Below are 12,608 nucleotides of genomic sequence, written 5' to 3' on the forward strand. Positions count from 1 at the left end.
ATCATTATCGGCAGATTGCGCTCCGGGGAAACAGCATTGGTCTGCACTACAGCCGTTTCGCCATACCCAGCCTGTGCCAGCTCAACAACTTACAGGCAAAACAATCCCAAAAGCCGGGTCGAATCCGCGAAGATCGGCTAGATCTTGCGGTCGGCCAGCATCTTGTCGATCTGGCGGCCCTGGAACATGGTGATGCCCATGGCCTGGCCGAAGCGGATCGCCTCTTCGGAATCGCAGCGGCAGAGGATCATGCGCGCGCGGCCCGAACGGTCGATATGCTCCTTGATCTCCGACTGGCGGCGGCCGGAGGAATCATCGGTCATGTCCGGGCTCCACACGATCTTCATGAGATCGAGGCCGAGCCGCTCGCGGTCGATGAACTGCAGGGTGAGGTGGTTGAGCCCGTCCAGGCAGACGCGGTAGCCGCGCTCGCGCATGAAGTCGCGGGCGAACATGAAGGCGCCGATGTCGCCGAAGATGTCGACCTTCTGCAGCTCGATCACCACCGTGCCGCGCGCCACCGCCTTCAAGCTGGAATCGAAGTTGAGGAAGGCCGGCGACAAGATGGTGGCGACGTTCATATTGATGCTGAACGAGCTGGCGATGGTCGAATCGTCGTTGCGCACCAGGAGCGACAGCATGCGCTGATCCAAGGTCTGGGTCAGGTGCTGAAAGAGCCATATGTTCGAGGCAAGGTCGTAGTCCGGCAGCACGGTCTGCTGCAGGTCGGCGATCGAGATGTAGAGCTCGCGGAACACCGGCTGCGGCGTGCTCGAGCCCGGTGCTATGGCGCAGACGGCCTGGCGGCGCATGAGATTGGAAAGATCGGCGCGCTGCAGGAAGGTCTGCAGCTTGCCCAGCTGCTCCGGATCGATGGGCTTCCTTGCCGAGCGCCTGGCCGAGATTTCCTCGGCGTCCGCGTTAACCGAAAGCCGGTTGCGCCGCTCGCGCTCGCGGTGCATCTGCTGCACCATCTGGAAGACTTCGTCGTATTGGAGCTCGAGGTTGTACCAGGTGCAGAACCGGGCCAGATCCTCCTCGTCGTCGCCCTGGGAAAGCGGATCCTCGCCAAAAAGGAAGCGAACCTTCATCACCGCGGTGTCGATGTCGGTGACGCTCGCCCCGCGGCAGACGAAGAAGATGTCGGAGTTGCTGAGGATGAAGGTCTGCCCCTCGAAGTTCTGCACGATGCCTTCGAAGGTCGCCGCGGCGATTTTGATGTGGTAGTCGCGGCGATTCTGCGGCCTGAGACGCGACAGGTGGATGTGTACCGCGCTCCGGCCCTCGAGGTTGCGGCCCATGCGCTGGAGATAGTCCAGCAGCATGTACTCCTGGCTGGGACCCCGCGTGCCGGTCGCTGCTTGGCTGGTCATCGCCATCGTAGATGTCACCATTTCCTTCGCCGGCCCGGCCGGTCGAAAGGCCCCGTGCAACGAATTCGAATGCGCCCGCGGCCAGCAAAATAGCCCCAGCGTCCATCAGCCGTCCACCGAAACCCCGGATGGCCACGGACCCCCAGCAACTATAGCACCACAGCATCAGTAGAAATTCTACTAAAATCCAATCTATATTGGGGACATCGTCCTGGCGACGGGTTGCCGGAGGCCCGATGCATCCCCAGTCTATTATTGGTCGGAACCGCCATTTGCTCCGGATTTGAGCCGCAGAAATGCCCGCCGCAACTGCCGATAGCCGGATCTATGCCATCGGAGACATTCACGGGCGGGTCGACCTCCTCGTCCATCTACAAGCGAAGATCCTCGCCGATGCGACTCGGTCGACCGCCCGCCGGCGGGTGATCGTTTATCTCGGCGACTATGTCGATCGCGGCCCCGATTCTCGCGCCGTGGTCGACCGGCTCCTCAATCATCGCCTCGACGGCTTCGAGACCGTGCACTTGCGGGGCAACCACGAAGACATGCTGCTGCGCTTCCTCGCCGGCGAGCCGGTCGCCCGGCTCTGGTTCATGAATGGCGGCATGCAGACGCTGAGAAGCTACGCGGTGAGCGGACATGTGGAGGACCTGCCGGCGGCCGCGCGCGCCCAGCTCGCTCGCGGCATGCCGGAAGAGCACCGGCGCTTTCTGGCCGAGCTCGCCTTGAGCCATATCGAAGGCGACTATCTCTTCGTCCATGCCGGCATTCGGCCGGGAATCCCCTTGGAAGCGCAGGACGCCGCCGATCTTCTGTGGATCCGGGAGGAATTCCTCGACTCTGCCGATCCGCACGGCAAGGTGGTGGTGCACGGCCACACCATCCGCCCGCGCCCGGAGGTGCTCTCGAACCGCATCGGCATCGACACCGGCGCCTTCATGACCGGGCGCTTGACCGCGCTGGTGCTGGAGGGGGACGAGGCAAGCTTCCTTGCGACCTAGCCCGATCCCAAGAGCCGCGACAGACCCGGCTCCCCCGGCCGTATCTCCTGGATCCGACGCAGAGCCCCGGCGATGGCCCGGGCATCGGCCAGCCCGTCATGGGCCCGGCCGGCAGCGGGCTGACCGAAGATCTCCGGCAAGCTCGAGGACACGATGTGTCCGTTTCGACCGGCGGCGGCGGACAAGACGCCGCTGAGGTTGCCGCAGGCGCCGGCGGCGAAGGGCCAGGCGAGCCCGCACAGCAGGCAATTCTCCTTCAGCACCTCCTCGTCCACGCCATTGGCGAAGAGCCCGTGGCTGCCCTCGGCGAAGCCGGCGAAGCGGGCGAGCGCCGGCGCAAAGTCGACTCCCTCGCGACCCAGCCGCTCTTGGTCGATGCCGGTCAGTTCCACGAAGAAGGCGCTGAGCGCCGGGTTGATGCGCGGAACGACGAGCGCCTCGAAGCTGGCGATCTCGGGGAAGCCATCGCTCGAGGCAAGACGCACGGCGCCGATCTGCACCACCTCGCGATGCTCGCCAGGGCCGCTCCAGCCGCGCTCGCGGGCCCCCGTCCACGTCGTATATTCAAGATCGTAGATGATGAACAAAAGGAACTCCGCGCCCGCCCGGGACACTCTATCATCGGCCGGGCGGCAAAGTCGGCGCCGCGCTTCCGCCGCGTCTCCGCCCCGAGCTTGACGCATTGCCGCCCCAGACTTCCGGGGTTGGCGCCGGCTCGGAGTTCCGCTAAAGCGTTGCCGGGACCCGAAACCCGGCCCTACCGGTGCCGTTCGACCAGGAGTCGCCCCGTCCATGCATTACCGCAAGCGCGTTCTGGTGACCGGCGGCGCCGGGTTCCTCGGCTCGCATCTCTGCGAGCGCCTCGTGGCCGAGGGCCATGACGTGCTCTGCATCGACAACTACTTCACCGGCACCAAGGACAATATCGCGCCGCTGATGCGAACCCCGTATTTCGAGGTGATGCGCCACGACGTGACCTTCCCGCTCTATGTCGAGGTGGACGAGATCTTCAACCTCGCCTGCCCGGCATCGCCCATCCATTATCAGCACGACCCGGTGCAAACGACCAAGACCTCCGTGCACGGCGCCATCAACATGCTGGGCCTCGCCAAGCGCGTGAAGGCGAAGATCATGCAGGCCTCCACCAGCGAGGTCTATGGCGACCCGATCGTGCATCCGCAGACCGAGGACTACCGCGGCAACGTCAATACCATCGGACCCAGAGCCTGCTACGACGAGGGCAAGCGCTGCGCCGAGACGCTGTTCTTCGACTATTTCCGCCAGCATCGGCTGCGCATCAAGGTGGCGCGGATCTTCAATACCTATGGCCCGCGCATGCACCCCAATGACGGGCGGGTGGTCTCCAATTTCGTGATCCAGGCGCTGCGCGGCCAACCCATCACCGTCTACGGCGACGGCAAGCAGACCCGCGCCTTCTGCTATGTCGACGATCTGATCGAGGCGTTCTTGAGGCTGATGGCGACCGAGGACGACTTCACCGGTCCGATCAATCTCGGCAACCCCGTCGAGGTGCCGGTCTTGGATCTGGCCGAGCGGATCATCAAGCTCACCAAGTCGAAATCGAAGGTCGTCTTCAAGCCGCTTCCCCAGGACGATCCGGTGCAGCGCTGCCCGGACATCGGCCTTGCCCGCAAGATCCTGAGCTGGGAGCCCAAGGTGCCGCTGGAGGAGGGTCTCGGCCGCACCATCGAGTATTTCCGCGGCATGAACCAGTAGCCTTGGCGGGACCGCCCGCGCGGGGCGGCCCCTCAAATCCGCTTGCGCTGCCGAGGCGGTTGGCATAGCCAAGCAGCATGGATGTGGGCGCCTACTACCGCTCCGAGTTCGAGGAGCATCGCGCCGTTGCCGAAGCGACCGCAGCGGCGATGGCCGGGCCGTTCCGCCGCCTGGTGGCGACGAGCGTCGCCGCGCTCAAGGCCGGCGGCAAGCTCATGTTCTTCGGCAATGGCGGGTCCGCCGCCGCCGCCCAACACCTGGCCACCGAGCTCACCGTCCGCTACATCACCAATCGCAAGGCGATTGCCGCCGTGGCGCTCACCACCGATACCTCCGCCTTGACCGCCATCGGCAACGATCTCGGCTTCGATCAGCTCTTTGCCCGCCAGATCGAGGCGATCGGCCGCAAGGGCGATGTGGCGATTGCCATCACCACCTCGGGCAAGAGCCCGAACGTGATCCTGGCGCTCAAGGCGGCCAGCGCGATGGGCATCGTGCCGGCGGCACTCTCGGGCAAGGGCGGCGGCGATCTTCCGGGCTTGGCCGATCCGCTCCTGATCGTCCCCTCGAACACCACGGCCCGCATCCAGGAGATGCACATCACCTTGGGCCAGATGCTGTGCGGGGCGGTCGAGCGCGAGCTCGGGCTCGCATGACCGAGCGCTCCGAGCTCGCCGCCAAGGTTCCGCTGCTCTCGAATGCGCGGCTCCTTTGCATCGGCGACGTCATGCTCGACCGCTTCGTGCGCGGCCGCGTCGACCGCGTGTCCCCGGAAGCGCCGATTCCGATCCTGGTCGTCGACGTCGAAGAGGCAATGCTCGGCGGTGCTGGCAATGTCGTGCGCAACCTGGCCTCGCTCGGCGCCTCCTGCTGCTTCGTCTCGGTCGTGGGCGACGATCCGGCGGGGCGCGAAGTGACGGAGATGGTCGGGCGCGAGCCCACCGTCGAGGCCCACCTCCTGGTCGAGCCGCGGCGGCGGACCACCATCAAGATGCGCTATGTAGCGCAGGGACAGCAGCTCCTCAGGGCCGACCGCGAGAGCGTGCTGGCGCCGGGCGCCATGGTCGAGGCGGATCTCATCCACCGCGCCGAGGAGGACATCGCCTTCAGCCAGGCGGTGCTGTTGTCCGACTATGCCAAGGGCGTGCTGACCGACCAGGTGGTCCAGCGGCTGATCCAGGCGGCCCGCAAGCAGAACCGGCCGGTCGTCGTCGATCCCAAGGGCCGCGACTTCCGCCGCTATCGCGGCGCCACGGTGCTGACCCCGAACCGGCGCGAGCTCGCCGAGGCGACCGGCATGCCGATCGGCGATTCCGAGTCGATCGAGAAGGCGGCGCGCCGGCTTATCGCCGAGGCCGGAGTGGCCGCGGTGCTGGTCACCCGCAGCGAGGACGGCATGTCCTTGGTCAGCGCCGAGGAGGCGCACCATCTGACATCCGAGGCCCGCGAGGTGGCCGACGTGTCGGGTGCCGGCGACACGGTGCTGGCGGTGTTCGGCGCAGCGCTGGCCGCCGGGCTCACCATGCTCGATGCCGCACGGCTCGCCAATCTCGGCGCCGGTGTGGTCGTCGGCAAGCGCGGCACCGCCACCCTCTCCCTCAACGAGATGGTGGCGGCGCTGCACACCGAGGAACTGCATGCGGCCGAGGCGAAATCCCTCTCGCTCGATCAGGCGCTGGAGCGGATCCGCGGCTGGCGCCATCAAGGCTTCAAGATCGGCTTCACCAATGGCTGCTTCGATCTCCTGCATCCCGGCCATCTGGCGCTCATCGCCCAGGCCCGCACCCAATGCGACCGGCTCGTCGTCGGCTTGAACAGCGATGCCTCGGTCGCGCGTCTCAAGGGACCGGGGCGCCCGGTGCAGTCGGAGGCCTCCCGTGCGGCCATCCTGGGCGAAATGGAGAAGGTCGATCTGGTGGTCGGCTTCGCCGAGGACACGCCCTTGAAGCTCATCGAGGCGATCCGGCCCGACGTCCTGGTGAAGGGTGCCGACTACACGGTCGACAACGTCGTCGGCGCCGATGTGGTGCAGAGCTATGGCGGCAAGGTGCTGCTCGCCGAGCTTGCCCCGGGCCATTCCACCACCGAGACGATCAAGCGCCTGGCGAAAAGCGCGTAAGCAAAGAGCCAGACGGCCCCCACCCCAGCCCTCCCCCGCCCAATGGCGAGGGAGGGAGTCGAGTCGGACCTCCTGCTCCCTCCCCCATGCGTCAGCGTGGGGGAGGGTTGGGGGTGGGGGCATGGCGAAGGGTGAGGGTTCTCAGATCGGCGGATCGACGAGCTGGCGGAGCCGCTGCGAGGCGTTGAGCGCGAAGCGGAGCAAGACCGCCTTCCGCCGGGCGCCGGCGAGCGGCACCGGCTCGGGGTGGCGCTCGATATGGGCGCCCCAGCGATCGGCGATCATGAGCCCGGTCTCGGCCGGCAGGAGCCCGATCGGAAAATCGGCGGCAACGGCGAAATAGAAGCTGTCGCAGAACTCCAGATAGTCCTGCCATTTGCGGTCGCTCTGGAAGTCGGCGCGGCAGGATTTGATCTCGACGATGGTGAGCCTGCCGTCGCGGTCGAGCGCGATCACGTCGGCGCGCCTTCCATTGGCGAGGGTGAATTCCGTCAGCACGCCCGAGCCCCGGTCGAGGAAGGCCCGGCACACACCCAGGGAGATATCGAGAGCGATGCGGTTCTCTGCTTCCGCCAGCGCAGCGGCCACCTGCTGAACCTCCGCCACGGTTAGCTCTCTCGCTTGAGGCCCTTGGCGCCGCGCAGATCCGCCTTCTCCAGAAGCGTGCCGCGCAGATCGGCGCCGTCGAACTCGGCGTCCTGCAGATTGGTCTCGCGCAGATCGGCATCGCGCAAGCTGGCATTGGTGAAGTCGCAGCCGGCGAGGTTGGCCTTGCGCAGATTGGCGCCGGCGAGATCGGCGGCGATGAAGCGCGCCCGCTCGAGATTCGCGGGCCAGATCTGCGTTATCGAGCCCAGGAGATTGACCGGGCCGATGCGGGCGCCGATGAGCTTCGCGTCGGTCAGGTTGGCGCGCTTGAGGTTGGCGCCCCTGAGATCGGCGCGCGACAGGTTGGCGCCCCTGAGATCGGCGAAGCCGAGATCGGCCATCATGAACTCGGTCTTCTCCATGGTGGCGCCGGTCAGGATCGCATGCTCGAGATTGCCCGCCGCCAAGTTGGCGCCGGACAGGGTCTCGTTGGCGAGGTCGACCCGCGAGAGATCGATGCGGCGGCCCTTCTTGCCGGCGGTGCGGATCCAATCGAGGTGGCGCTGCAGCAGCTCCTTCATCTCGGCGCCGAGGCTGGCGAGCGTGCGGGGCAACAGCGCGCGGGTGAGATCGACGCCGTCGAGATTGGTCGAGTCGAGCACCGCGCCCACGAGGTCGGCGCCCTCGAAATTCGTGCCCGAGAGCAACGCGCCCGAGAGGATGCAGCCATGCAGGATGGTGCCGGTCAGATTCGCTTCGGACAGATCCGCACCCTCGAGGATGGATCCGGTCAGGTTGCAGTGGCTGAGATCGGCACGGACCAGCTTGACGTTGCGCAGGATGGCGTCGGTCAGGTCGGTCTGCACGATGAAGGCATTCGACATCTTCGAGTTCGACAGATTGGCGCCGCGCACGATGGCCGCACTCATGTCGCCGACCGACATGTCGAAGGCCATGGTGACGAGGTTGCCCTTGCCGTCGGCGCGCAAGAGGATGCCGTCGCGGAGATCGCCTTCGATGATGGTGGCGCCGGTGAGGTTCGCCCCGCGCAGGCAGGCCCCGCGCAGATCGGAGCGGCTGAGATCGGCGTTGGTCAAATCGGCCTTGCGCAGATCGGAGGAGAACAGGCTGGCGGCGACCAACTTGGTTGCGTGCAGCTTCGCGTTGACCAGGCGCGAGCCGCTCAGCTCCGCATTCGTCAGATCCCACTCCGACAGGTCGAGATAGGAGAGATCGCAGGTGCCGAGATTGGCCCTGACGCCGCCGGTCTTGCCCTCCAGGAACTTCTTGTGCAGCTCCACCGCCTGCTCGAGCTCGCCCTGGCTCAGCTTCTTGAACCTGATGCCGCTGTCGTCGGCGTCGGAATCGAGCGGATGGGGTTCCGCCATAGTCGAGGCTTTCGGCAGATCTGTTGCAGTTCTGTTCTTATGCTAGTCGATTGCCGCCGCAAAAGCACGCGTGCGCTCTGCGACGCCGGTTAAGGTCCGACCCGCGCGAGATCGTAGGCGGCGATGACGAGGCGCTCCTCGGCGTGGCTGGAGTCGAGCTCGCCCCTGGGCGCGATCTGCCAGGTCCAGGAGCGGGCTGCCTTGGGTGGCGCAACTTCCGCCAGAGTGGAGTGGCGCTCGATGACGGCGCCGTCCGGGGCCACGAGCCGCCTCTCGACGTCGCTGACGAGTAAGGTCGCCGCCGAACAGCGCGCCAGCATGTCCAGGTGGTGCGCGATGAGGCTCTGGGCGAAGGCGGCGATCGCGCTCTGGGCGACCGCACCCCATTTCCGATCGAGATACGCGACCGGCAGCACCGGCAATTGCGACAAGAGATTGAGCGAGACCACCAGATCTACGGCGGGATCCTCGAGCAGGGGCGGAGCCCCGGGCTGGGGTGCGGCGAAGGTGCGGCTGGGATCGAGGCGGTGGAGGCTGGCCAGCGTGCCGGTCACGTCGGCTGCGAGCAGCTCCACATTGGCGTAGGCCCGCGCCCGCCGCCGGCTCCGGGGCGGATGCAGCGCATCGACCAGGACCACGCGCTCGAACGCCCGGGCGAGCGCCGGCAAGGGCACATCGAGCAGCAGCCCGGAGCCGAGGATGACCGCGGTGCGGTGGCGCCTGGCGCGTCCGATCGCCTCGCCGACCGCCTTCTGGCTCTGGATGAGATGCGGCTCCCAGGCGGCGTGGCAACGGCGCCAGCGCGCCTCGATGGCGATGCTCTCGCGCAAATAGCCCAGAGCGCGCAGCTCGGGCGCGGCACGGCGCGTCAGATACTTGATCCACTGCACCAGCATGCGTGGGCGCCTACTGGATCGTCGTACCCGGTGCATGCTACAGGCACATCCTCCACAGGAGGAATGCCCCAGAAATGCCCGAGACGCTGTCCAAGGCGGAGCTGGCCCAGCTCGCCAAATTCGATACCCCGACCATCTGCAACGCGCTCGAGATCGTGTCCCCGGAGCGCCGCGCCCATGGCTTCAATCGCCGGCCGCTGGTTTGCCCGTTTCCCGAGATGAAGCCGATCGTCGGCTATGCCCGCACCGCGACCATCCGCTCGCGCGAGCCGGACTCGCGCACCAAGACCGCGGCCAGGCAGCTGCGCGTCGCCTATTACGAGCACATCGCGGCCGCCCCCTTGCCCTCGCTCGCGATGATTCAGGACATCGACGGCCCCGATCGCGGCTTCGGCGCGTTCTGGGGCGAGGTGCAGACGACGATCCACAAGGCGCTGGGCTGCATCGGCACCGTCACCGATGGCTCCGTGCGCGACATCGACATGATGGCGTCGGGGTTCCAGGTGCTGGCCGGCTCGATCATGCCCTCCCACGCCCATGTGCACCTGGTCGACGTCGCCTGCCAGGTGAGCATCGCCGGCATGATCGTCGACCCCGGCGATCTGATCCACGCCGACCGCCATGGCGCCGTGGTGATCCCGCATGCGGTGGCGAAGAAGGTGCCGGCCGCCTGCGATCTCCTGACGCGGAAGGAGGCGGTCATCCTGAAAGCGGCGCGCAAGAAGGGCTTCTCGGTCGAAGAGCTGAAGCAGGCGCTCGCCAAGGCCGACGAGATCCACTAGGAGCGGACGATGGCGGATGCGCGTCTCGATCGGGCAGCTAGGCTCATTGCCGATCAGCGGCTGAAACCGCGGCCGACGGTCAGGCTGCCGCCCGAGCTGGCACCCGCCGATCAAGCCGAGGCTTACGCCATCCAAGCGCGTCTGCGCCGTCTCTTGGGCGAGGCCGGATCGGGCGCGCATGTCGGCTGGAAAATCGGCTCGACCACCGCGGCGATGCGGAAGCTCCTGGGCGTGCCGGCGCCCGCGGCCGGCGCGATCCTGGCCAAGGGCGTGCTCGAGAACCCGGCCGCGCTCGCCCATAGCGGCTTTCGCCGTGTCGGCGTCGAATGCGAAGTGGCGATCAGGCTTGCCCGCGACCTTGTTCCGACCAGCCGTCCCATCGACCGAAGCGACGTGGAGACGGCGGTAGACGTGCTCTACCCCGCGATCGAAATCGTCGACGACCGCTATGGCGACTTCCAGGCCGTGGGCACCAACACCATGATCGCCGACGACTTCTTCCATGCGGCGATCGTGCTGGGTCCGGCGGTCAGCGCCTGGCGCGGGCTCGAGCTCGCCGCCGCCGCCGGTGTCACCCGGGTGAACGGGCTCGAGGTGCAGCGCGGGCGCGGTGCGGATGTGCTGGGCCATCCCTTCAATTCGCTAGCCTGGCTCGCCAATCGCCTGGCCGAGATCGGCGAGCGGCTCACCGCCGGCCAAGTCGTGATGACCGGAAGCCTGACCTTGCCGCATTGGGCGGCAGCCGGCGACAAGGTGGTCATCGCCATCGACGGTTTGGGGGAAGCCAGTATTGCCTTCATCTGAGTTAAGTATTTTAGATCAATGTCTTATCTGGAAAGTGCGGCCGCTAGAATAATTTAGTTTCATTCGTAGCAATTTTTATCTATATACCGCGCATTCGGCACCGACGTTTGGCAGGCGTAGGTTCATGGCGATCATTCCAAAGATTGACTTGGTGAAGCTCACCGACGCGCTCGAAGCGCTGGGAGCCGATCTGCGCACGCTTTTCGAGGCGGTCGACTGGACCATGAGGCGCCTCGACTCCAGGCAATGGATCACGCTCCGTGCGAGGCTGACCGAGTTCGAATCGCTGTCGGTCATGGTCGAGGCGCGCCGCGCCACGCTTGACCGCGAGGCAGCCTCGACCCTCAAACCCTGGCTCGACCGGCTCATCTATGACGTCGCCCATCGGGCGCTTGCCGCCGAGGCGCGGCTCGCCCAGCGCCAGTATGAGCAAGCGGAAATACCGCTGTTCGGCCGCGAGCTATTCAACCAGGCGCTCCGCCGGCTCGACCGGCTGGTGGGTCAGGTCAAGGCGACCAGCCTGGAGCCGGATCAGGACCAGATGATCTTCGAGCGGGTCGAGCGCGAGCGCAAAGGCCTGCTGGATCTGATCCGCCGCTCGCCCGACATTCCCGATTTCAGCATGCCTCCGGCGCGAACGGCGCAGCCCCTGGCCGCATAGCATCGCGTTCCTGCGCCGTGCCGGCCACCGCTGGCATGGGAATCCCGCCTCACTGAATCTGCTGCAGCACCAGGCGCTGAAACGCCTGCACGAAGGCGTCCACGTCCTCGAAGGCTGCCTCGGCCATGACATCGATCACCACCGAGTCGTGGCGGTCGGGCCGGCCGAGGAAGTCGCCTGTGGCGCGATCCACCGCACCGAACTCGACACAGCGCTTCTGGCGCTGGCAGGCGATCTTGAGAAAGCGGTCGATCACCGGCCCGGCCCCGGGCATGATGAACGGGCTCTTCATGAGCTCGATGCCGTCAGGATTGATCTCTTTCAGGTCGACCCGGGTCTCGGCCCGATCGGAACGCCGGTCGCCCGCGCGAAAATCCCCGGTCACGGTAATGACGAGCCGCGTACCTGCCTTGTCGAAGGCAAGCGGCATCGGCGTCACCCGGGGCGCCAGGCGCGTCAGCTCGAGGATGGTGGGATCGAGACCCTGGCCGGATCCGGGCGAAACCAGCGCCTGACCGGCCACGAAGGCGACCCAGAAGAGCGCCCGCCGCGCCCGCCGAAGCGCGGCGGAGACCGTGCAGATCGTTTCCGAATCACGCGGCATTGCGAGACCATCCAACCGCCGGTCACCGGCCGCACGCATCCTGCCACAGCCGGCGTCGGCTGCGCACCGGATCCCGCGTTGGCTACGGCCTCGAGCCTCGTTGCGCCGACACCTCTCCGCGCCGCCGAATCGATCGAAGGGCCGTGCCGCAGAGGCTTAGCGGCTGCAGGCCGCGGACGCCTCCACGCGTGTGCGCCATCGCTGGCGATTGCCGGTATCGGTCGGCCGGGGCGAGCGCCGCAAAAGCCGTAGCCAAGGGTAGGGAATGGTGCGAGATTGCCCGATAGGGCGCGTCATCTGGAGTGCCGATTGGATCAGGACAAGGACGCCGAGCCCGCTGCGGCACCTGCGCCGGCACGGCCTGCTGCTTCTGCCCCGGCGCGGCCGAATGCCGACGAGCATCTGGCAATTCACAATACCTGGGTCGAGCTGCGCGTCGTTCTCGGCAGCTCGAGCATGCCGATCGGCGAGGTCTTGAAGCTCGGCCGCGGCGCGGTGCTGCCGCTCGATCGCATGGTGGGCGAGCCCTTGGACGTGTTCGTCAAAGGCGTCTTGATCGCTCGCGGCGAAGTCACCATCGTCGAGGAGAAGCTCGCAGTGACGCTGACCCGCATGGTCATGTCCATGAGCGATCACTGACGGCTTTGCGGCGTCG

Annotated in this window: 14 protein-coding genes; 8 read left to right on the plus strand and 6 right to left on the minus strand. The window is 66.6% G+C overall.

Annotated elements, in window-relative coordinates:
• Positions 1–137 precede the first annotated feature (137 nt).
• Entirely contained in the window at positions 138–1,379 is a 1,242-nt protein-coding gene (locus HY058_22525) for a hypothetical protein (GenBank protein ID MBI3500079.1), read from the minus strand.
• Positions 1,380–1,669: 290 nt separating this feature from the next.
• Here HY058_22525 and HY058_22530 point away from each other — a divergent pair, with 290 nt between their 5' ends.
• On the plus strand, positions 1,670–2,374 hold the full coding sequence (locus HY058_22530) for a serine/threonine protein phosphatase (GenBank protein ID MBI3500080.1): 705 nt from the start codon (positions 1,670–1,672) through the stop codon (positions 2,372–2,374).
• Here the strand turns inward: HY058_22530 and HY058_22535 are convergent.
• Positions 2,371–2,988 (minus strand): exonuclease, encoded by a 618-nt coding sequence (locus HY058_22535; protein ID MBI3500081.1) that lies wholly within the window; start codon positions 2,986–2,988, stop codon positions 2,371–2,373. The genes HY058_22530 and HY058_22535 overlap by 4 nt on opposite strands.
• A 178-nt stretch (positions 2,989–3,166) precedes the next feature.
• On the opposite strand from HY058_22535, the gene HY058_22540 reads away from it, so the two are divergent.
• The 3 genes from HY058_22540 (at position 3,167) to rfaE1 (ending at position 6,230) form a co-directional block, all read left to right on the plus strand.
• Positions 3,167–4,111: an SDR family oxidoreductase gene (locus HY058_22540; protein MBI3500082.1), complete on the plus strand. Its 945-nt coding sequence runs from the start codon at positions 3,167–3,169 to the stop codon at positions 4,109–4,111.
• Positions 4,112–4,188: 77 nt separating this feature from the next.
• A complete protein-coding gene (locus tag HY058_22545; GenBank protein MBI3500083.1) occupies positions 4,189–4,767 on the plus strand; it encodes an SIS domain-containing protein in 579 nt (192 codons plus the stop codon).
• Positions 4,764–6,230 carry a D-glycero-beta-D-manno-heptose-7-phosphate kinase gene (rfaE1, locus tag HY058_22550; GenBank protein MBI3500084.1) on the plus strand — a complete coding sequence of 489 codons (1,467 nt, stop codon included), beginning with the start codon at positions 4,764–4,766 and terminating at the stop codon, positions 6,228–6,230. Before HY058_22545 ends, rfaE1 begins: the two co-directional genes overlap by 4 nt.
• A 141-nt stretch (positions 6,231–6,371) precedes the next feature.
• On the opposite strand, the gene HY058_22555 is transcribed toward rfaE1, so the two are convergent.
• The 3 genes from HY058_22555 to HY058_22565 all read right to left on the minus strand — a co-directional run bounded on the left by HY058_22555 (position 6,372) and on the right by HY058_22565 (position 9,102).
• A complete protein-coding gene (locus tag HY058_22555; GenBank protein ID MBI3500085.1) occupies positions 6,372–6,818 on the minus strand; it encodes an MmcB family DNA repair protein in 447 nt (148 codons plus the stop codon).
• A 20-nt stretch (positions 6,819–6,838) separates the two neighbouring features.
• On the minus strand, positions 6,839–8,206 hold the full coding sequence (locus HY058_22560) for a pentapeptide repeat-containing protein (protein ID MBI3500086.1): 1,368 nt from the start codon (positions 8,204–8,206) through the stop codon (positions 6,839–6,841).
• A gap of 89 nt (positions 8,207–8,295) precedes the next feature.
• Entirely contained in the window at positions 8,296–9,102 is an 807-nt protein-coding gene (locus HY058_22565) for a hypothetical protein (GenBank protein MBI3500087.1), read from the minus strand.
• A 74-nt stretch (positions 9,103–9,176) separates the two neighbouring features.
• Between HY058_22565 and HY058_22570 the strand changes: the two genes are divergently transcribed.
• The 3 genes from HY058_22570 to HY058_22580 all read left to right on the plus strand — a co-directional run bounded on the left by HY058_22570 (position 9,177) and on the right by HY058_22580 (position 11,349).
• Positions 9,177–9,884 carry an RraA family protein gene (locus tag HY058_22570; protein MBI3500088.1) on the plus strand — a complete coding sequence of 236 codons (708 nt, stop codon included), beginning with the start codon at positions 9,177–9,179 and terminating at the stop codon, positions 9,882–9,884.
• A 9-nt stretch (positions 9,885–9,893) separates the two neighbouring features.
• On the plus strand, positions 9,894–10,688 hold the full coding sequence (locus HY058_22575) for a fumarylacetoacetate hydrolase family protein (GenBank protein ID MBI3500089.1): 795 nt from the start codon (positions 9,894–9,896) through the stop codon (positions 10,686–10,688).
• Positions 10,689–10,812: 124 nt separating this feature from the next.
• Entirely contained in the window at positions 10,813–11,349 is a 537-nt protein-coding gene (locus HY058_22580) for a hypothetical protein (GenBank protein MBI3500090.1), read from the plus strand.
• 49 nt (positions 11,350–11,398) lie between these two features.
• On the opposite strand, the gene HY058_22585 is transcribed toward HY058_22580, so the two are convergent.
• A complete protein-coding gene (locus tag HY058_22585; protein ID MBI3500091.1) occupies positions 11,399–11,953 on the minus strand; it encodes a hypothetical protein in 555 nt (184 codons plus the stop codon).
• Positions 11,954–12,262: 309 nt separating this feature from the next.
• Between HY058_22585 and HY058_22590 the strand changes: the two genes are divergently transcribed.
• Positions 12,263–12,592 (plus strand): FliM/FliN family flagellar motor switch protein, encoded by a 330-nt coding sequence (locus tag HY058_22590; protein MBI3500092.1) that lies wholly within the window; start codon positions 12,263–12,265, stop codon positions 12,590–12,592.
• Positions 12,593–12,608 lie beyond the last annotated feature (16 nt).

Source organism: Pseudomonadota bacterium (assembly GCA_016195085.1).
Classification (GTDB): domain Bacteria; phylum Pseudomonadota; class Alphaproteobacteria; order SHVZ01; family SHVZ01; genus JACQAG01.